The organism is Thauera carbonicopians, assembly GCF_025699485.1.
Classification (GTDB): Bacteria; Pseudomonadota; Gammaproteobacteria; order Burkholderiales; family Rhodocyclaceae; genus Thauera.
This window is the reverse complement of record NZ_JANUXN010000005.1, coordinates 11,796-29,635: the sequence shown is the minus strand read 5'-3', so window position 1 is coordinate 29,635 and position 17,840 is coordinate 11,796. Positions and strand designations below refer to the sequence as shown.

14 protein-coding genes are annotated in these 17,840 nt (G+C 67.5%); 8 read left to right on the top strand and 6 right to left on the bottom strand.

Going from position 1 to position 17,840, the window contains the following annotated elements; translation table 11 throughout:
• Window positions 1-95 precede the first annotated feature (95 nt).
• Window positions 96-1,718: a methyl-accepting chemotaxis protein gene (locus NX068_RS09275; RefSeq protein WP_263461121.1), complete on the top strand. Its 1,623-nt coding sequence runs from the start codon at window positions 96-98 to the stop codon at window positions 1,716-1,718.
• Between the two features lie 57 nt (window positions 1,719-1,775).
• Here NX068_RS09275 and NX068_RS09270 read toward each other — a convergent pair whose 3' ends face one another.
• Both NX068_RS09270 and NX068_RS09265 read right to left on the bottom strand, forming a co-directional pair.
• Window positions 1,776-3,242 carry a DegQ family serine endoprotease gene (locus tag NX068_RS09270; protein WP_263460993.1) on the bottom strand — a complete coding sequence of 489 codons (1,467 nt, stop codon included), beginning with the start codon at window positions 3,240-3,242 and terminating at the stop codon, window positions 1,776-1,778.
• Window positions 3,243-3,395: 153 nt separating this feature from the next.
• Complete coding sequence (locus NX068_RS09265) at window positions 3,396-5,501, bottom strand: TonB-dependent receptor plug domain-containing protein (protein ID WP_263460992.1); 2,106 nt, start codon at window positions 5,499-5,501, stop codon at window positions 3,396-3,398.
• A 130-nt stretch (window positions 5,502-5,631) separates the two neighbouring features.
• Here NX068_RS09265 and NX068_RS09260 point away from each other — a divergent pair, with 130 nt between their 5' ends.
• Entirely contained in the window at window positions 5,632-6,570 is a 939-nt protein-coding gene (locus NX068_RS09260; RefSeq protein WP_263460991.1) for a hydrogen peroxide-inducible genes activator, read from the top strand.
• Window positions 6,571-6,832: 262 nt separating this feature from the next.
• Here NX068_RS09260 and NX068_RS09255 read toward each other — a convergent pair whose 3' ends face one another.
• The 4 genes from NX068_RS09255 to NX068_RS09240 all read right to left on the bottom strand — a co-directional run bounded on the left by NX068_RS09255 (window position 6,833) and on the right by NX068_RS09240 (window position 12,247).
• Complete coding sequence (locus NX068_RS09255) at window positions 6,833-9,418, bottom strand: DNA topoisomerase III (protein ID WP_263460990.1); 2,586 nt, start codon at window positions 9,416-9,418, stop codon at window positions 6,833-6,835.
• Between the two features lie 117 nt (window positions 9,419-9,535).
• Window positions 9,536-10,006, bottom strand: a complete 471-nt coding sequence (locus NX068_RS09250; protein ID WP_263460989.1) for a Smg family protein — start codon at window positions 10,004-10,006, stop codon at window positions 9,536-9,538.
• Window positions 10,007-10,074: 68 nt separating this feature from the next.
• Window positions 10,075-11,199: a DNA-processing protein DprA gene (dprA, locus tag NX068_RS09245; RefSeq protein WP_263460988.1), complete on the bottom strand. Its 1,125-nt coding sequence runs from the start codon at window positions 11,197-11,199 to the stop codon at window positions 10,075-10,077.
• A gap of 19 nt (window positions 11,200-11,218) precedes the next feature.
• On the bottom strand, window positions 11,219-12,247 hold the full coding sequence (locus NX068_RS09240; RefSeq protein ID WP_263460987.1) for a LysM peptidoglycan-binding domain-containing protein: 1,029 nt from the start codon (window positions 12,245-12,247) through the stop codon (window positions 11,219-11,221).
• A gap of 192 nt (window positions 12,248-12,439) precedes the next feature.
• On the opposite strand from NX068_RS09240, the gene def reads away from it, so the two are divergent.
• From def to NX068_RS09210, 6 genes are all read left to right on the top strand, one after another.
• Window positions 12,440-12,943: a peptide deformylase gene (gene def, locus NX068_RS09235; RefSeq protein ID WP_263460986.1), complete on the top strand. Its 504-nt coding sequence runs from the start codon at window positions 12,440-12,442 to the stop codon at window positions 12,941-12,943.
• The gene (gene fmt / locus NX068_RS09230; RefSeq protein WP_263460985.1) at window positions 12,943-13,893 is read left to right on the top strand and encodes a methionyl-tRNA formyltransferase; all 951 of its coding nucleotides are present in this window, start codon (window positions 12,943-12,945) and stop codon (window positions 13,891-13,893) included. Before def ends, fmt begins: the two co-directional genes overlap by 1 nt.
• 60 nt (window positions 13,894-13,953) lie before the next feature.
• A complete protein-coding gene (gene htpX, locus NX068_RS09225) occupies window positions 13,954-14,799 on the top strand; it encodes a zinc metalloprotease HtpX (protein WP_263460984.1) in 846 nt (281 codons plus the stop codon).
• A 196-nt stretch (window positions 14,800-14,995) separates the two neighbouring features.
• On the top strand, window positions 14,996-15,496 hold the full coding sequence (locus NX068_RS09220; protein ID WP_263460983.1) for a sigma-70 family RNA polymerase sigma factor: 501 nt from the start codon (window positions 14,996-14,998) through the stop codon (window positions 15,494-15,496).
• A 7-nt stretch (window positions 15,497-15,503) separates the two neighbouring features.
• Entirely contained in the window at window positions 15,504-16,469 is a 966-nt protein-coding gene (locus tag NX068_RS09215) for a FecR domain-containing protein (protein ID WP_263460982.1), read from the top strand.
• Window positions 16,466-17,833 carry a serine hydrolase domain-containing protein gene (locus NX068_RS09210; protein ID WP_263460981.1) on the top strand — a complete coding sequence of 456 codons (1,368 nt, stop codon included), beginning with the start codon at window positions 16,466-16,468 and terminating at the stop codon, window positions 17,831-17,833. The genes NX068_RS09215 and NX068_RS09210 overlap by 4 nt, the downstream gene beginning before the upstream one ends.
• The last annotated feature ends 7 nt before the right edge of the window (window positions 17,834-17,840 follow it).

Below are 17,840 nucleotides of genomic sequence, written 5' to 3'. Positions count from 1 at the left end.
TCAAGAATGCGGGTTTGCCGGCCGTTGATGGGAAACGGGCCCGCCGATGGGGCGTCTCGGCCCGCCATCGTAAATGTGGATAGAGAGAGCGAATGATGCGCCGCTTTGCGGATACTCCGATCTGGTTCAGGCTGACCGCCGCGATCTGGCTGATGCTGGTGCTTGCCTGGGGAAGCATGATCGTGTGGGAAACGCGCGTGACCCGCGACATGGCGATCGAGCAGGCGAAGGATTTCGCCGCCACGGTCAACGAAATGACCATGGCCGGGCTGACCGGCATGATGATCACCGGCACCGTGGCCCAGCGCGACGTGTTTCTCGACCAGATCAAGGAACTGTCGGTGGTGCGCGACCTGAAGGTGATCCGAGGCGAGGAGACGAGCCGGATTTTCGGCCCGGGCGAGGCCGGCGAAGTTCCGCTCGACGAGGCCGAGCGCCGGGCGCTGGCCGACGGCCGGACCCACATGGCGGTGGAGCACGGCGCGGAACATGGCGAGCATTTGCGCGTGGTCATACCGGCGCTGGCATCGAAAGACTGGCTGGGCAAGGACTGCATTACCTGTCATCAGGTTGCCGAAGGAGTGCCGCTGGGCGCGGTCAGCATGCGCGTCTCGCTCGACCGGGCGGAGGCGGCAGTGGCCGAGTTTCGCAACAAGAGCATCGTCTTCGCCGTGTTGGTGTCGCTGCCGCTGCTGGGCTTCGTGTTCTTCTTCATCCGCCGCTTCGTTGCCCGTCCCCTGTCCGGTCTGGCTGCCGGCCTCGCCGAAATCGCCCAGGGCGGCGGCGACCTGACGCGCCGTCTCGAACGGGCCGGCAAGGACGAAATCGGCCGTACCGCGGATTCATTCAACGACATGATGGCCGTCATTGCGGTGCTCGTGCGCGAGGTCGGCGCGGCAGCCGACGAAGTGGCACGGGCGGCACGGCATCTGGCGGAGGGTGCCGATGATCTCGGCCAGCGCTCGCACCGACAGAACGAACGTTCGGCAACGGCCAGCGCCGCAGTCGAGCAGATGAGCGGCAGCATCACGCACATTGCCGCCAATGCGGCCGAGGTGCGCGAACGTTCGCATGCCAGTCTGGCGCATTCGCGAGAAGGCGAGCAGAGCGTGCGGCAACTGATCGGCGAGATGGAGCAGGTCGAGTCGGCAGTGCGTCAGATGGCAGGCACGGTCGGTGATTTCATCGAATCGACGCAAGCCATTTCACGCATGACGCAGGAGATGCGCGAGATTGCCGAGCAGACCAACCTGCTGGCGCTGAATGCCGCGATCGAAGCGGCACGCGCCGGCGAGCAGGGGCGCGGCTTTGCGGTGGTTGCCGATGAAGTGCGCAAGCTGGCCGAGAAGTCGGCGCGTTCGGCGGGCGAGATCGACGGCATCACGCACGAGGTCGGGCGGCGTTCGGATTCGGTGAGAGGGGCGATCGAGAGCGGCCTGGCCCACCTCGAATCGAGCCGCGTGGCGGCGGATGGCGTTTCGCAGGTGCTGGGTGCGGCGAACCTGCTGGTCGCCGAAGTAGGCGAAGGACTGGACCGCATTGCCACCGCAACGGCCGAGCAGCGCCGCTCCAGCGCATCGGTGGCATCCGGCATCGACGACATTGCCGGCATGGCGAGCGAGAACGATCTCGCCATCGGGCAGACGGTACAGGCGGCGCGCGAACTGGAACGGCTGGCGGCACGGCTGCAGGAATCGGTCGGGCGCTTCCGGGTGTGAGATGCCGGGCCTGAACGGATGCGTGGGGGCCGGGGCGGGGCCGGCCCCCGTCTTGCGTCATTCCAGCCGCAGCGGCACGTAGATGCGCGATTCGCCGCGCTGGATCAGCAGTGCGAAGCGTTTGCCGGCGGCCCGGACCAGCTTGCGGAAGTCGGCGACGTTGGTGACGGCGTTGTTGTTGAGCGCGATGATGACGTCGCCGTTGCGCAGGCCGGCGCGTGCGGCGGCGCCATCCACGCTTTCCACCACCAGGCCGCCGCGCAGCTGCAACTGGGCTGCCTCTTGCGAAGTCAGTGCCCGCACGCCGAGGCCGAGGCCGGCATCGACGTTTTCGACCTGGCTCGGCGCCGGGGCGGCGGCGATGTTGTCGTTCGTCATCTCGTCCAGCGTCGCCACCACGTCGCGGCTGCGGCCGTCGCGCCAGATTTCCATGCGGATGCGGGTGCCGGGGCGCTTCTCGCCGACTGCGCGCGGCAGGTCGGCCATGTCGTCGATGCGCTTGCCGTCCAGGCTCAGCACCACGTCGCCGGCCTGGATGCCGGCCTTGTCGGCGGCGCTGCCCGGCTCCACGCTGGCCACCAGGGCGCCGCGCGCGTCAGGCAGGCCGAAGGACTGGGCGAGATCCTTGTCGACGCTCTGGATGCCGATGCCGAGGCGGCCGCGCTGTACGCGGCCATGAGTGGCAAGCTGATCCTTGACGTTCATGGCGACGTCGATCGGGATCGCGAACGAAATGCCCATGAAGCCGCCCGAACGAGAATAGATCTGCGAGTTGATGCCGATGACCTCGCCGGCGAGGTTGAACAGCGGCCCGCCCGAATTGCCGGGATTGATCGCGACGTCGGTCTGGATGAAGGGCACGTAGGTCTCGTCCGGCAGGCGGCGCGCCTTGGCCGAGATGATGCCGGCGGTGACGGTGTTGTCGAAGCCGAAGGGCGAGCCCATCGCCACCACCCACTCGCCGACGCGGGCCTCGTCGGCCTTGCCGATCCTCACCACCGGCAGGTCCTTGGCCTCGATCTTCAGCAGCGCGACGTCGGTGCGGCGGTCGATGCCGACGACCTTGGCCTTGAATTCGCGCTTGTCGATCAGCGTCACGGTGACTTCGGACAGCGCCGCGTCGCCGTCCTCGCCGGCGACGACGTGGGCGTTGGTCAGCACGTAGCCGTCCTGGCTGACGATGAAGCCCGAGCCGATGCCCTGCCGGGCGCGCGGCCCCATGCCGGGCTGGCCGGGGAAGCCCGGCATCGGTACGCCGAAGCGGCGCAGGAAGTCGTAGAAAGGATCGTTGGCGAACGGATTCTGGCCGCCCGCCGTCTGCTGCTGCTGCACGACGCTGATGTTCACCACCGCCGGGCCGACCTCTTCGACCAGATCGCCGAAGTCCGGCAGGCCGTAGCGGTTCGGCGACACCAGCGAAGCCGCCGGCGCGGCCTGGGCATGGGCGGCGGGAATCAGGGCCGTACCGGGCAGCGCGGCAGCGATGGAGAGAGCGATAACAGTGGTCACAAGATGTTTGCGCATGATCGATTCCGTAGTTGGTCAGTGCCGACGACAGCAGTGGACGTCGATTCGCCGAGACTGTTCCACTGCACACATCTGATTGCAAATTTGGGGTGAAGCACGCTGCGATCAAGCCTTCCGGTCGATTTTTCCGCCGCAGGGTCCCGGCCAGCCTCAAAGAGGCATGTTTACGCTCAGGAAGACCTGCCGATCCGCCTTGTTGGGCTCGCGATGCCGGTGCTGCGGCATCGACTGCAGCGGCTTGTGCGCCAGTTCCTGGTGCCTGCCGAGGAGGTTGATGGCCGTCAGGCGCACATCCATCGAACGGTCGCCGATGCGCAGGCTGCGGGCGACGCTCCAGTCCAGGCTGGTATAGGAGGGCACGGTGTAGTGCAGGCCGGGAACATCGCCGGTCGTGGCCGCGAGCGGCCCCATGCGCAGCAGGCTCATCGTCGATCGCCAGTTGCCGATCCGCTCCATCCAGGTCAGCGTCGCCGTGTAGGGCGGGACGCTGCCCCGCACGGCCCTGTCGTCGGCGTGGCGCTGGATGAGGGTGTGAGTGAACAGCAGCGTCGTGGCCGCTCGCGGCTTCAATGAAAGCTGGTATTCCAGGCCGCGGAGGCGAATGCTGCCGGGCGCGTTGGACCACTGCGTGGAACCCATGATGTGATGGATCAGGAAGGGGTCGCCATTGGTCGCATCCTCCAGGGCTTCGCTCGGATCGAAGGGGTTCGAGAGCCTGATGGGCCTGCGCTGGATGTAGTCCCTGACGTGTTCGTCGAATATGCGCACGTCGAGCAGGCCGCCCCACGGGGTGCTGCCGAGGTAGCCGATTTCCCAGGTATCCAGCCGCTGCGGACGAAGATGGGGGTTGGGGGTGTAGCGTTGGTTGACCACGCCGAGCCCATCGACTGATATCCGCACGTTGGTCCAGAGCTCGTGCAGCGTGGGCTGGCGCCAGGCGCGCGAATAGCCCACGCGCCATGTCACGTCGTCCCGCGGCTGCCAGTTCAGGAATACGCGCGGTGCGAAGCGGACGCGGTCGCCTTCGACCTGTTCGGCCATGGCGCCGAGGTTCCACAGCCATTCGGATGCGGAGTGCCATTCGGCGTTGCCGAACAGCCGCCATTCTTCCCGTGTGCGCCGGCGGCGGCTGTCATAGAGGAAATCCGAATCGATGCGGTCGTAGCGCCATTCGGTACCCCACAGCAGGCGCAGCGCATCCGTTGCGGCGAAGCGATGCTGGAGCGAGACGTTGTCGCGCAGGGTGTCGCGGTTGTTATTGACGTTGCCGCGATAGCGCGGCATTTGCAGCAGCCTCGAGCAGAGCTGTCCCACGCGGAGGTCGTGGACGGGGCAGTTGGCCCGGGAATCCACCCACCAGTCGTCCCGGGTGTGTTCACGGTTGCGGTACCACGATACGATCCATTCTTCGTCGAATGACGGCAGATGCCGCCAGGTTGCGTGGATCGTGTAGTCCTGCTGTTCGAGCTCGCGGATGCCGCTGCCGTTGAACAAGGTGTCCGGATAGCCTTCGTCCTGCGTGGCAGTAGCGTAGCTGGCGGAGAATTCCAGCGTGTCGGTGGTTCCGAGGTCCAGGTCGCCGCGGAGGTTGAAGGAACGCAGGTGCTGGCCGTCGTGCAGCCCGGACCAGCCGTCGTCGCGCTGTTCGTGCGCGCTCAGCCGCAGGCCGAGCGCGCCGCTGCGCAACAGCGCCCGTCCGCTGACGTCGGCGATGCCATGGCTGCCGATGCGTGCGCTAACGGAATGGCCGGCTTCGGCGCCGGTATGGCGGGTGACCAGATTGACCACGCCGAGAAAGGCGTTCGAGCCGTAGCTCGCGGAATTGGAGCCGCGCACGATCTCGATGCGCTCGATGTCCTCGAGCAGGACCGGAAGGGCGCGCCAGTTGGTGCTGCCGGAATAGTGGGGCGAATAGATCGAACGGCCGTCGATCAGCACCTGCATCTGGTTCGGATGGTCGGCGCTGAGGCCATGATAGGTCACCCACTGCTGGTTGCCGCGTTCCTGCGCGACCATCATGCCGGGTACGAGCCGGAACAGCCGGGCGAGTTCGCGGTAGCCGGTGGCTGCGATCATGTCGGCGTCGATGACGGTGACGGCGCCGGGTGTATCCTGCAGGGGCTGAGGCAGGCGCGATGCGCTCAGCACCACCGGGAGCGGCTGGAAGAAGGCATCCTCTGCAACGGCATCGCCTGCCGGCATGAAGGCGAGCAGAGGCAGCATCATCGCGCTGACGTGGTGCAGGCGGAGCGACATTCGTGTCCGTCGAATGGTTGCAGAACATCGAAGTATAAGCGGGCGGCTACTGAAGCACGCAGGGGCTTGATGGGCAAGGTAACATCGACAGCCCATCCGGAGGGAAACCCATTTTCAGCGGGAGCAGACCATGACATTGACCGATCTGCGCTATCTCGTCGCGCTCGCCCATGAGCGCCATTTCGGCCGCGCCGCGGAGAAATGCCACGTCTCCCAGCCGACCTTGTCGGTGGCCGTGAAGAAGGTCGAGGAAGAACTCGGCATCCAGCTCTTCGAGCGCAGCGCGACCGAAGTCAAGATCACCGAAACCGGCCGCCGCATCGTTGCCCAGGCCGAGAAGGTGCTGATGGAAGCGAGCCAGATCCAGGAGATCGCCGCCGCGGGCAAGGACCCGCTGGCCGGCCCGCTGCGTCTCGGCGTGATCTACACGATCGGCCCCTACCTGCTGCCGCGGCTGATTCCGCGCATGCACCAGCTGGCGCCGCGGATGCCGCTGATCATCCAGGAGAACTACACCGCCCGGCTGGCCGAAGCGCTCAAGCGCGGCGAGCTGGACGTCATCATCATCAGCCTGCCGTTCGAGGAGGCCGGCATCGTCGCCCAGCCGGTGTATGACGAACCTTTCCGCATCCTGATGCCGGCCGATCATGAATGGACGCAGGAGGCGGCGGTCGATGCCCGTCTGCTGGCCGAGGACCAGTTGCTGCTGCTCGGTGCGGGCAACTGCTTCCGCGACCAGGTGCTGGAAGTCTGTCCGAGCTGCCGCAACGTCGGCGGCCTGCAGCGCACGCTGGAAGGCAGTTCGCTGGAGACGATCCGCCACATGGTCGCCACCGGCCTCGGCGTCACCGTGCTGCCGAGTTCCGCGGCAGACGATGCGACGATGCAGTATCCGCTGGTGGCGGTGCGTCCGTTCTCGCAGCCCGAGCCGGCGCGCCGGGTGGCGCTGGCGTGGCGTGTCACCTATCCGCGCAGCGGCGCGATCGACATCCTGCGCACCGCGATCCTCGAGAGCGGCCTGCCCGGTGTGCGCCCGGTCGGCCGGATGCCGGTGAAGGAGCCTGCCTGATCGGCAGGGTCGAGCGTTTCAGATCGGGAACGGCAAACCGCCGCCCGAGCGCGGTGGTGAATGCTGTGAGCTTGGCCTAAGGCTCTATCCAGCCGCGTAGGGTGGGTAGAGCGAAGCGGACTCACTGCACTTGGCTACAGGCAAGTTCATCTACCACCGCGATCTTCGCCGGCGTTGATGGGCTTCGCTTTTGGCGCGACCTACGCGGCCCGACCCATCCCGTGCCGGGTTGGTCCGACGGCTTATCCAGATTCGGGCCGGCTCAGCCGGTCTTTCGGGCCGTGCGCTTCTTGGCGGGTACTTCGGGTTTGGCAGCCGGGGCTTCCTTGTCGGTCTTCTCGGCCTTTGCCGCAGTGGCCTTGGCGCCGGCTTTCGGCGTCTTGGCCTCGAACTCGAAGCCGACCTTGCCGTCCTTGCCGCGCACCAGGAAGGCCGAGAACTTGCGCCGCGTGCGGGCCGAGACGAAGCCTTTCAGCAAATCGGTCTTGCCTTCGGCCAGCAGCTTGGCCATCTGCTCACGCTCGATCGGCTGCTGCAGGATGATCTTGCCGGAGCGGAAGTCGCAGCTCTTGCCCGGGCCGACCGATTTCTCGCAGACGTAGGCCATGCCATGCTCGAACACCCGGCTGCTGCACTTCGGGCAGGCGCCGACGCTCTGCTGGTCGGAGAAATCGACCGGCTCGGCTTCCTCGCCTTCCTTGGGCTGGCCGAAGTCGAAGGCGGGCTGCTTGTCCTCGTTGAGCACGATCTCGGCGTTGAACAGGCGGCCCATCTTGTTGCGGAAGCCGAGCAGCGGGCCGACCTTGCCTTCGCGCAGCAGGGTTTCGATCTCGTCGTATTCGAACTGGCGGCCGGCGACGATCTTCCAGGTGCTCCAGTCGCAGCGCTGGCAGGCGAACTTCTTGTAGTTCTCCTTCACCACGCCGCCGCACTTCGGGCAGGGCGTCTTCAGCGTGACGAAATCGCCCGGCACGGTGTCGGATTCGTAGCGCTTGGCGCGCTCGACCACTTCGCGCGCCATGTCGGCGATTTCCTGCATGAAGGCTTCGCGGCTCAGCTCGCCCCGCTCCATGCGCGACAGCTTGTATTCCCAGCCGCCGGTCAGTTCGGGCGAAGTCAGTGCGTTCACGCCCAGGCCCTTCAGCAGCGTGATCAGCGAGAAGGCCTTGGCGCTGGGGATCAGCTCGCGGCCTTCGCGGTGGATGTACTGCTCGGTGATCAGGCCTTCGATGATCTGCGCGCGCGTGGCCGGCGTGCCGAGGCCGCGTTCGGCCATCGCCGCGCGCAGTTCCTCGTCGTCCACCATCTTGCCCGCGCCTTCCATCGCCGACAGCAGCGTGGCTTCGTTGAAGCGTGCCGGCGGCTTGGTCTGCAGGGACTTGAGCAGAATGCTTTCGGTGGCGACTGTCTCGCCCTGTTTCACCGGCACCAATTGCGGGCCGCCGTCCTTGCCGTCCCCCGCCTTGCCATCCTTGTCGTCGCCGGCGGCTTCCTTGCCGTAGATCGCCAGCCAGCCCGGATTGACCAGCACCTTGCCCTCGGTCTTGAAGGCTTCGCCTTCGACGCGGGTGATGCGGGTGGTGATCTGGTATTCGGCCGCCGGGTAGAACACCGCCAGGAAGCGCTTGGTGACCAGGTCGTAGATCTTCTGCTCGGCCTCGGACAGGCTCCTGGGCAGCGTGCCGGTCGGGATGATGGCGAAGTGGTCGGAAATCTTGGCGTTGTTGAAGATGCGCTTGTTCGGCTTGACCCAGCCCTGCTTGGCGATCTCGGCGGCGAAGGGGGCGTACTGCTCGGGCAGGTTGCGCATGACTTCGCCGACCGTGCCGAGGTAGTCCTCGGGTAGCGCGCGCGAATCGGTACGCGGGTAGGTCAGCACCTTGTGCTTCTCGTACAGTGCCTGGGCCAGCTGCAGGGTGACGCGGGCGGAGAAGCCGAAGCGGCCGTTGGCCTCGCGCTGCAGGCTGGTGAGGTCGAACAGCAGCGGCGACAGCTGCGTCGAGGGCTTGGATTCCTCGGTGACCACGCCCGGCTTGCCGTCGCACTTGGCGCGAATGGCCTCGGCCTGGGCCTTGTCCCAGATGCGATAGGCGGTGGCGTGCTCGTCGCCTTCCGGCTTCTTGAACTTCTCGTCGAACCAGCGTCCGGGGTAGTGCCCGGCCGCGGCGGCGAAATCGGCTTCCAGCTCCCAGTAGTCGCGCGGCTTGAACTTGCGGATTTTGTCCTCGCGCTCGACCACCAGCGCCAGCGTCGGCGTCTGCACGCGGCCGACGGTGGTGAGGTGGAAGCCGCCGGTCTTGGAATTGAACGCGGTCATCGCCCGCGTGCCGTTGATGCCGATCAGCCAGTCGGATTCGGCGCGGCAGATCGCGGCGTTGCGCAGGCCTTCGACGTCCTGCGCGGCGCGCAGGTGGGCGAAGCCGTCGCGGATCGCCTGCGGCGTCATCGACTGCAGCCACAGGCGCTGCATCGGCTTTTTGGTGCCGGCGTGCTGGGCGATGAAGTTGAAGATCAGCTCGCCTTCGCGCCCCGCGTCACAGGCGTTGATCAGGCCGGTGACGTCCTTGCGCTTGATCAGCCGGGTCAGCAGCTTGAGGCGGTCCTCGGTCTTCTCGATCGGCTTGACGGCGAAGTGCGGCGGGATCACCGGCAGGTGGGCGAAGGTCCATTTGCCGCGCTTGACTTCGAATTCTTCTGGCACCGCCAGTTCGAGCAGGTGGCCGACGGCCGAGGACAGCACGTATTCGTCGGACTCGTAATAGTCCTTTTCCTTGGTGAAGCCGCCGAGCGCACGGGCGATGTCCTGTGCGACGGAAGGTTTTTCCGCGATGATCAGTTGCTTGCTCATGCTCTCTGGCTGTCGGGCGGGCCGGCATATGCCGGCTGGGGGGTCGGGAGGCTGGAGCCGCGGATGATAAAGAGGCCGCGCCGCGCCTTGCAAGCAGTCGGGACTGCCGTATTTTTCCTAATGTATCGTGGGACTGTAATCCCAGTCTTCATCGACGCTCAGTAGTTCATCGACCATCAGCGTGTCGATCGGTTGCTCCTGCTGCCACAGCACCATCAGCACGATGACCTTCAGGCGGTCGAGCGTGATATCGACACTCTCCAGCGCGAGCGCGCGTTCGATGATCAGTTCGCGATGCACGCCGTCCAGCACGCCGGCGCTTTCCATCAGCGCCAGGAAGCCGCGGCAGTCGGCATTCAGGTGAAGCTGTTCGTCTTCGGTGTAGATGCGGACCGAGCGTTCGTCGGGCGCGCCGGCCGGATGGGTTTCGCGCGCCACGTGCTGCAGCCCGGCCAGCCATTCCAGCGCCCTGGCGATTTCCGCTTCCTCGAAGCCGGCAGCGGACAGCTTGCGCGCAAGCTGGTCGGACTCCGGGCAGGCGTCGGCGTGGATGTAGCTTTCGTAGAGATAGACGAGGATGTCGAACAAAACGGTCTCTCAATGGAACGGAACGGCAAGGGGAGCGGTGACGCGGGTGAAAGGGAGAACGATGTGGTTCAGCGCCCGACTCTCTGGATGCGGCCACCGGGAAGGCTGGCGACCCGCCCGTCCAGCTCGAGCGGCAGCAGGATGGCGTACAGGGCATCTACCGTCAAGCTGCAGCGTTGCGCAAGCGTGTCGAGGTCGACGGGATCGTGGCCGATCGCCTCCATCACCCGGGCGGCATTGCCGTCGAGTGTCAGGTCGGCCTGCGGCGTGGCGCTGCGTTTCGCGGCAGGGGCGGGCAAGTGAGTGCCGAGCCGGCCCCGCAGTTCCTCGACCACATCCTCGGCGGTTTCCACCAGCTTGGCGCCGTCGCGGATCAGGCGGTGGCAGCCGCGCGACAACGGCGAGTGGATGGAGCCGGGGATGGCGAAGACTTCGCGCCCGGTTTCGGCTGCCAGCCGCGCAGTGATCAGCGAGCCGCTGTTGAGCGCCGCCTCGACCACCAGCACGCCCTGCGCGAGGCCGGCGATGACGCGGTTGCGGCGCGGGAAATTGTGCTGCAGCGGTGGCGTGCCGAGCGGAAATTCGCTGACGATGGCGCCGCAGGCGGCAATTTCCCGTGCCAGCGCCGCATTGCGGGCCGGATAGATGCGGTCGATGCCGGTGCCGACGACGGCCACCGTGCCGGCGCCTGCTGCACCCGCCGCCAGGGCGCCGCGATGGGCGGCGGCGTCGATGCCTGCCGCCAGGCCGCTGACGATGGTGAAGCCCTGGGCGGCCAGATGGCGGGCGAAGGCTTCGGCGTTCGCGTCGCCCTGCGGCGTGGCGCTGCGGGCGCCGACGATGGCGAGTGCCGGGCGCTGCAGCAGGGCCGGGTCGCCCTTGACGTAGAGCAGCACCGGCGGATCGGCGATGTCGAGCAGGGCGCGCGGATAGTCTGCGTCGGCCAGGGTCAGGATGTGGCTGCCGTCCTCGGCGGCCCAGACCCGGGCGCGCTCGATCCAGTCCTGCCGGGGTTCGGCGAGCAAGGCATCGGCCGCGACACTGCCGACGACGCCGGTGATGGCGCTGCGTCCGGCGGCGAAGATGTGCCGCGGCAGGCCGAAGGCGGCGAGCAGGCTGCGCTGGCGGTCGGCACCCAGGCCGGGCGTGGCGGCCAGCCGCAGCCAGTCGATGAGGTCGTCGTCTCCGGTCAAGGGTGACGGCCGCCGCGCGTCAGGGCTTGCGGACGGCGTCGCCGATCGTCACCGGTCCGTCGGTCTCCATCACCAGCGCATAGGACACGCGATCGAAGACGCGGAACACGAACAGCAGGCCGTAGCGCTTTTCCGGCAGGACGAAAGTTTCCTTGCCGTTGTCGCCGCGGTAGACGGCGGTACCGCGGTTGCGGAACAGGCTCAGCACGTGGCCCGGCTCGACGCCGTCGCGGGCACCGGTGTCGAGGGCGACGACGTGCAGGCGGCCGGTTTCCTGCACGCCGCGATGGATCGACACCACATGGCCGGCGACTTCGTGTTCGGGCGCATGGGGCATGTAGGAGAACACCTTGGGCGCTTCGCTGGGCAGCAGCAGGTCACCGGCGCCCACTTCCTCGATCGCCGAGAGGATTTCGAGTGTTGCCGGCTCGCCGTGTGCGGTGATGCGGGCACTGCCCAGGTTGTCGGCCTCGTAGGCGATCAGCTCGCCGGTCAGCGGGTGCTTCAGCGGACGGGCCGGGCGCATGATCTGCCAGACTTCGATGGCGGGATCGATGTTCTTGGCGAACACGGTGTCGCCGGCGCCGGTCATCACGCGGCTGGTTTCGGTGGCGACGATGGTCGCCGCGCCTTCGAGATTGGACTGGTCGATGACCAGCGGCTTGTTCAGGAAAGGCTCGATGATGTGCACCGGAATGCTGGGCACGGCGTTTTCGAGCGTTTCCTCATACACCTGCGGCTGCAGCTTGCCGCTGCCGCCGATGCGGCGGCCGATCGTCAGCCACGGCCCGCTGCGGTCGAGCAGCACGACCTGGCCGGGATAGATCAGGTGCGGGTTGCGGATCTGGTCGCGGTTCATGCGCCAGACTTCCGGCCAGCGCCATGGTTCGCTCAGGAAGCGGCCCGAGATGTCCCACAGCGTGTCGCCCTTGACGACGGTGTAGCTGTCGGGCGCGTTGTCGGCGAGCCGGACGTTGGACTGGGCGATCGAGGCGCTGCTGAACAGCGCCGAGATGCCGACGAGGAGAGGGAATATAATTCGGATCATCGATCGCTTCCGGTTGGATGGGGCGCTTCGGTCGAATACCGGAACGCCCGCGGCCTGGCTGGGTCGAAACCACGGTGGGCGCGTGGTGCCGAAACGCCCGCGTGACCGCCCCCAGATCATCGTGCATTACATGTGCATATGCGCGAAATCACTTGAAATTCTGCACTCAAAGGTTTATTGCGGCAAGCATTCATGGCTTTACTACCTATCCTCCGCTACCCCGATCCCCGGCTCCACACCATTGCGCAGCCGGTCGAGTCGGTCGACGACGAAATCCGCCAACTGGTCGCCGACATGGCCGAAACCATGTACGAAGCGCCGGGCATCGGACTGGCCGCGACCCAGGTCAATGTCCATAAGCGCGTCGTCGTCATCGACGTGTCCGAGGACAGGACCGACCTGATCGCGCTGATCAACCCCGATATCCTCGAACGCTCCGGCGAACAGGTGTGCGAGGAAGGCTGCCTGTCCGTACCCGGAATCTACGAGAAAGTGACCCGTGCCGAGCGTGTGAAGGTTCGCGCTCTGGACGAAAAAGGCCAGTCGCGCGAGATCGAGGCCGACGGCTTGCTCGCGGTCTGCATCCAGCACGAGATCGATCACCTGGACGGCAAGGTCTTCGTCGAGTACCTGTCTTCGCTCAAGCTCAGCCGGATCAAGAGCAAGCTGGCCAAGAAGGCCCGGATCACCGCCTGATGGCCGCCCCGCTCCGCGTGGCGTTCGCCGGCACGCCCGAATTCGCCGCCTGTGCGCTCGACGCCATCCTGGCCGCCGGCCACGAGGTGGCGCTGGTGCTGACCCAGCCCGACCGCCCCGCCGGCCGCGGCATGAAGCTCACGCCCAGCCCGGTCAAGCAGCTGGCGCTGGCGCGCGGCATCGAGGTCGACCAGCCCGAGCGGCTGCGCACCGACGAGCAGCGCGCCCGCCTCGCCGCCTGTGCGCCCGACGTGCTGGTGGTGGCCGCTTACGGGCTGATCCTGCCCAGGGCGGTGCTCGACCTGCCCCGACGCGGCTGTATCAACATCCACGCCTCGCTGCTGCCGCGCTGGCGCGGCGCGGCGCCGATTCATCGCGCGATCGAGGCCGGCGATACCGAGACCGGCATCACCATCATGCAGATGGACGAAGGGCTGGATACCGGCGCGATGCTGCTCGAGCGCAGCCTGCCGATCCTGCCCACCGACACCGCGGCGACGCTGCACGACTGCCTGGCGGTGCTCGGTGGCGAATGCATCGTCGCCGCGCTGGCCCAACTGGATGAACTGAAACCGGTGCCGCAGCCTGCCGAAGGCGTCAGCTACGCCGCCAAGATCGGCCGTGCCGAGGCCACCGTCGACTGGCGGCGACCGGCGGCCGAGCTGGAACGCGCGATGCGCGCCTTCGATCCCTTCCCCGGCCTGGCCTCCACGTTGCGCGATACGGTAGTCAAGTTCTGGTCGGCCGATGTGATCGACGCCGAAGGCGAACCCGGCACGGTGCTGGCCGCCGACGAGGCCGGCGTCGTCATCGCCTGCGGCCGGGGCGCGCTGCGTTGCACGGTGTTGCAACGCCCGGGCAGCCGGCGCCTGCCCGCCGGGGAATTCCTGCGCGGCTTTGCGGTCTCTGTCGGCGAACGCTTCGCTTCCGGCGAAGCCGATCCGGCTTGATGCAGGGCATTTCCGCCCCCATCTACCGCATCGAAGCGAATCTTTACGAAGGAATACGCAATGCTAGGAAACTGGATCAAGACTTCCATCCTGATGGCCGGCATCGTCGCCCTGTTCGGCGCGATGGGCGCGGCCATCGGCGGCCGCGAAGGCATGATGATGGCGCTGGTGCTCGGCGGCGCGATGAATTTCTGGGCCTACTGGTTCTCCGACAAGGCCGTGCTGAAGATGTACAAGGCGCGCCAGGTCGATGCCAGCACTTCGCCCTACCTCTACAACATGGTGCGCGAGCTGGCCCAGCGCGCCGAGTTGCCGATGCCCAAGGTCTACATCATCGATGAGGACCAGCCCAATGCCTTCGCCACCGGCCGCAACCCGGAAAACGCCGCGGTGGCCGCGACCAGCGGCATCATGCGCATGCTGTCCGAGCGCGAGTTGCGCGGCGTCATGGCGCACGAACTGGCCCACGTCAAGAACCGCGACATCCTGATCTCGACGATCTCGGCAACCGTGGCCGGCGCGATCTCGATGCTCGCCAACTTCGGCATGTTCTTCGGCGGACGCGACGGCGAGAACCGGCCCAACCCGATCGTGTCGATCGCGATGATGATCCTCGCGCCGCTGGCCGGCATGATCATCCAGATGGCGATCAGCCGCACCCGCGAGTTCGGTGCCGACCGCGGCGGCGCGGAGATCTCCGGCGACCCCGAGGCGCTCGCCAGCGCGCTGGCCAAGATCGACGCCTACGCCCGCGGCATCCCGATGCACACCGCCGAGCAGCACCCGGAAACGGCGCAGATGATGATCATGAACCCGCTGTCCGGCGGCGGCCTGCGCGGCCTGTTCTCGACCCACCCGTCGACCCAGGAGCGCATCGCCCGCCTGCACGAAATGATCCGGCGCTGAACCTCGGCCGCTTCGGCGCCGCGTCTCCCAGCCCCGCCCCGCCCCGCCGCCTGTGCCAGGTCGCGGGGCGGCGGCATGTGCCGCGTGCCGATTTGACGCCACACGGCAAATCCACAAGAATGGGAACGATTCGCAATAAATAAAGCGAACCGCCCTATTCCCCATCGACCGGCGGCGCTTTTCCCCGGAGATTTGCGTGAGCAGCGCGGCAACACCCGAATCGATTTCCACACTCTACCAGGACCACCACGGCTGGCTGTTCGCCTGGCTGCGGCGCAAGACCGGCTGCTCGCAGCAGGCCGCCGACCTCGCGCAGGATACCTTCCTGCGCCTGCTGAGCGTTCGCGAACAGGAAGCCTTCCGTGTACCGCGCGCCTATCTGCGCACCGTCGCCCACGGCCTGATGGTCGACCAGATCCGCCGCCGGGCGCTGGAACAAGCCTACCTCGAAGCCCTGGCCATGCAGCCCGAGCCACTGGCCCCCTCGCCCGAAGAACGCCTGCTCGTCATCGAAGCGCTCCACCGCATCGACACCCTGCTCGCCGCCCTGCCGGACAAGACCCGCAGGGTGTTCCTGCTCTCGCAGATCGACGGCCTCGCCTATGCGGCCATCGGCGAACGCCTGGGCCTCTCCCTGCGCACCGTCAAGCGCCACATGCATACCGCCTTCGCCCAGTGCCTGCGGGCGCTGATGTAAGCTGGCCGTGAGCGCAGGCCCGCTTCCCGCCAACGACGTGGTCGACCAGGCCGCCGGCTGGCTGGTGCGCCTGCACGCCGGCGAACTGGACGCCGCCGGCCGCCAGGCGCTGAACGCTTGGCGCGCCCAGCACCCCGAGCACGAACGCGCCTGGCAGGCCGCCGAAACCCTGGCCGGCACCTTGAATGCCATTCCCGCCGGCGTCGGCACCGAGGCCTTGCACCGCAGCCACCAGGCCCAGCGCCGCCGCGTTGCCAAGGCCCTCGCCGTGCTGCTCGCCGCGCCCGCCGCCGGCTGGCTGGGCTGGCGCCAATGGGGCGGAGAACTCGCCGCCGACTACCGCACCGCCACCGGCCAGCGCAGCGACCATCGCCTTGCCGACGGCAGCCTGCTCCACCTCAACACCGCCAGCGCCGCCGACGTGCGCTTCGACGAGGCCCAGCGTCGCATCGTGCTGCAGAGCGGTGAAATCCTCATCCACACCGCTCCGGACAGCGCCCGGCCGCCCCGCCCCTTCCTGGTCCAGACCGAGCACGGCACCATCCGTGCGCTGGGCACCCGCTTCATCGTCCAGCGCGAAGGCGGCCGGCAGACGCGGGTCAGCGTGCTCGAACATGCCGTGGAAATCCGCCCCGCCCTGGGCGACGCCGCGCTGCGGCTGGACGCCGGCCAGAGCGTCCGCTTCTCCGCCCACGCCAGCGGCCCGGTCCAGCCTGCCCCGGCCGGCAGCGATGCCTGGCGGCAGGGCAACCTGATCGCCGACAAGCAGCGCCTGGAAGACTTCCTCGCCGAACTCTCCCGCCACCGCCCCGGCATCCTGCGCTGCGCGCCCGAAGTAGCCGACCTGCGCATTTCCGGCGTCTTCCAGCTCGACGACACCGACCGCATCCTCGCCATCCTGCAGGAAAACCTGCCCATCAGCGTGCGCCGGCACACGCGCTACTGGGTCAACGTGCATCCCCGCCAGCCATGAAAAAATCCACCGCCGCCATCGCCCTGATCCTCACCGCCGCCAGCGCCGGCAGCCATGCGCTCGATGACGCCGAACTCGCCGGCCTCGTCCGCCAGCGCCTGCAGGGCGACCGTACCGGCGCCTGCATGGCCGTGGCGGTGATCGAACAGGAGCGCGTCGCCCGAACCTGGCAGTGCGCCGACGACCGGGACCTGCCCCGCATCGGGCCGGACACCGCCTTCGAGATCGGCTCGGTCAGCAAGACGATGACCGCCGCGCTGCTCGCCGACCTGATCCTGCAAGGCAAGGGCGCGCTCGACGATCCGCTGTCGGCGTGGCTGCCGGAACACGCCAGGGTGCCCGACTACCAGGGCCAGCCGATCCTGCTGCGCCATCTGGTCACCCATACCTCCGGCCTGCCGGCCCTGCCCTCGCGCCTGGGGGCGACCCGCATGGACGACCCCTATGCCAACCTGGACGAAGCGGCGCTGCTGGCTTCGCTCGGCGACGTCACGCTGAACGCCGCGCCGGGCAGCCGCTTCGAATACTCCAACTTCGCCGCGATGCTGCTCTCCTACGCCGTGGCGCGCCGCGCCGGCAGCGACCTCGGCACGCTGCTGCACGAACGGCTGTTCGCGCCGCTGGGCATGCGGCATGCGCACCTGGGCGCGGCGCCGGCCGGCATCCGCGCGGCCACCGGCCATACGCCCAACCGCCAGCCGGCGGCGGCCTGGACCTTTGCCACCGACCTGGCCGGCGTCGGCGGCGTGCGCGCCACGCTGGAGGACATGACGCATTACCTGCGTGGCCAACTGGGCCAGCCGGAAACCACCGTCACGCCGGCCCTGCGCCTGACCCAGGAAAGACTGCTCCCCCGTCCGCCCATGGCCATGAACTGGATGCTGCTGCGCGCCGCCGGCCGCGTCGTGCATGTACACGAAGGCGGCACCGGCGGTTTTTCCTCGTTCGTGTCCTTCGACAAGGAAAGGCAGCGCGGCGTGGTGATCCTGTCCGACACCGCATGGAATTCCATCGGCGGCCTGGGTTCGCTAGGCCTGCACCTGACCGATGATTCCTTCCCGCTCGGCGAACCGCGCCGGACGGCAACACCGGATGCGGCGCTGCTCGATGCGCTGGCGGGCGAATGGGAACTGGCCAGCGGTCTCAGGATGAGCCTGCGGCGCCGGGGCGACGCGCTGGAAATCCAGGCTGCCGGACAAGGCGCCTACCGGATGGCCTACGACAGCGCCGGCGATTTCCATCCGCACGACTTCGACGCCATCCTGCGTCCGCAGCGCACGGCCGACGGCCATGAATTCACCTGGATACAGATGGGCGGCGCGATACCAGCAAAACGCATCGGCCCGGCGAGCGGCATCGACTGATCGACCG

Excerpts from the sequence above, each read along its gene's own strand:
- NX068_RS09275 (WP_263461121.1), top strand. The coding sequence starts at position 96 with ATGCGCCGCTTTGCGGATACTCCGATCTGGTTCAGGCTGACCGCCGCG.
- NX068_RS09270 (WP_263460993.1), bottom strand. The coding sequence starts at position 3,242 with ATGCGCAAACATCTTGTGACCACTGTTATCGCTCTCTCCATCGCTGCC.
- NX068_RS09265 (WP_263460992.1), bottom strand. The coding sequence starts at position 5,501 with ATGTCGCTCCGCCTGCACCACGTCAGCGCGATGATGCTGCCTCTGCTC.
- NX068_RS09260 (WP_263460991.1), top strand. The coding sequence starts at position 5,632 with ATGACATTGACCGATCTGCGCTATCTCGTCGCGCTCGCCCATGAGCGC.
- NX068_RS09255 (WP_263460990.1), bottom strand. The coding sequence starts at position 9,418 with ATGAGCAAGCAACTGATCATCGCGGAAAAACCTTCCGTCGCACAGGAC.
- NX068_RS09240 (WP_263460987.1), bottom strand. The coding sequence starts at position 12,247 with ATGATCCGAATTATATTCCCTCTCCTCGTCGGCATCTCGGCGCTGTTC.
- def (WP_263460986.1), top strand. The coding sequence starts at position 12,440 with ATGGCTTTACTACCTATCCTCCGCTACCCCGATCCCCGGCTCCACACC.
- fmt (WP_263460985.1), top strand. The coding sequence starts at position 12,943 with ATGGCCGCCCCGCTCCGCGTGGCGTTCGCCGGCACGCCCGAATTCGCC.
- htpX (WP_263460984.1), top strand. The coding sequence starts at position 13,954 with ATGCTAGGAAACTGGATCAAGACTTCCATCCTGATGGCCGGCATCGTC.
- NX068_RS09210 (WP_263460981.1), top strand. The coding sequence starts at position 16,466 with ATGAAAAAATCCACCGCCGCCATCGCCCTGATCCTCACCGCCGCCAGC.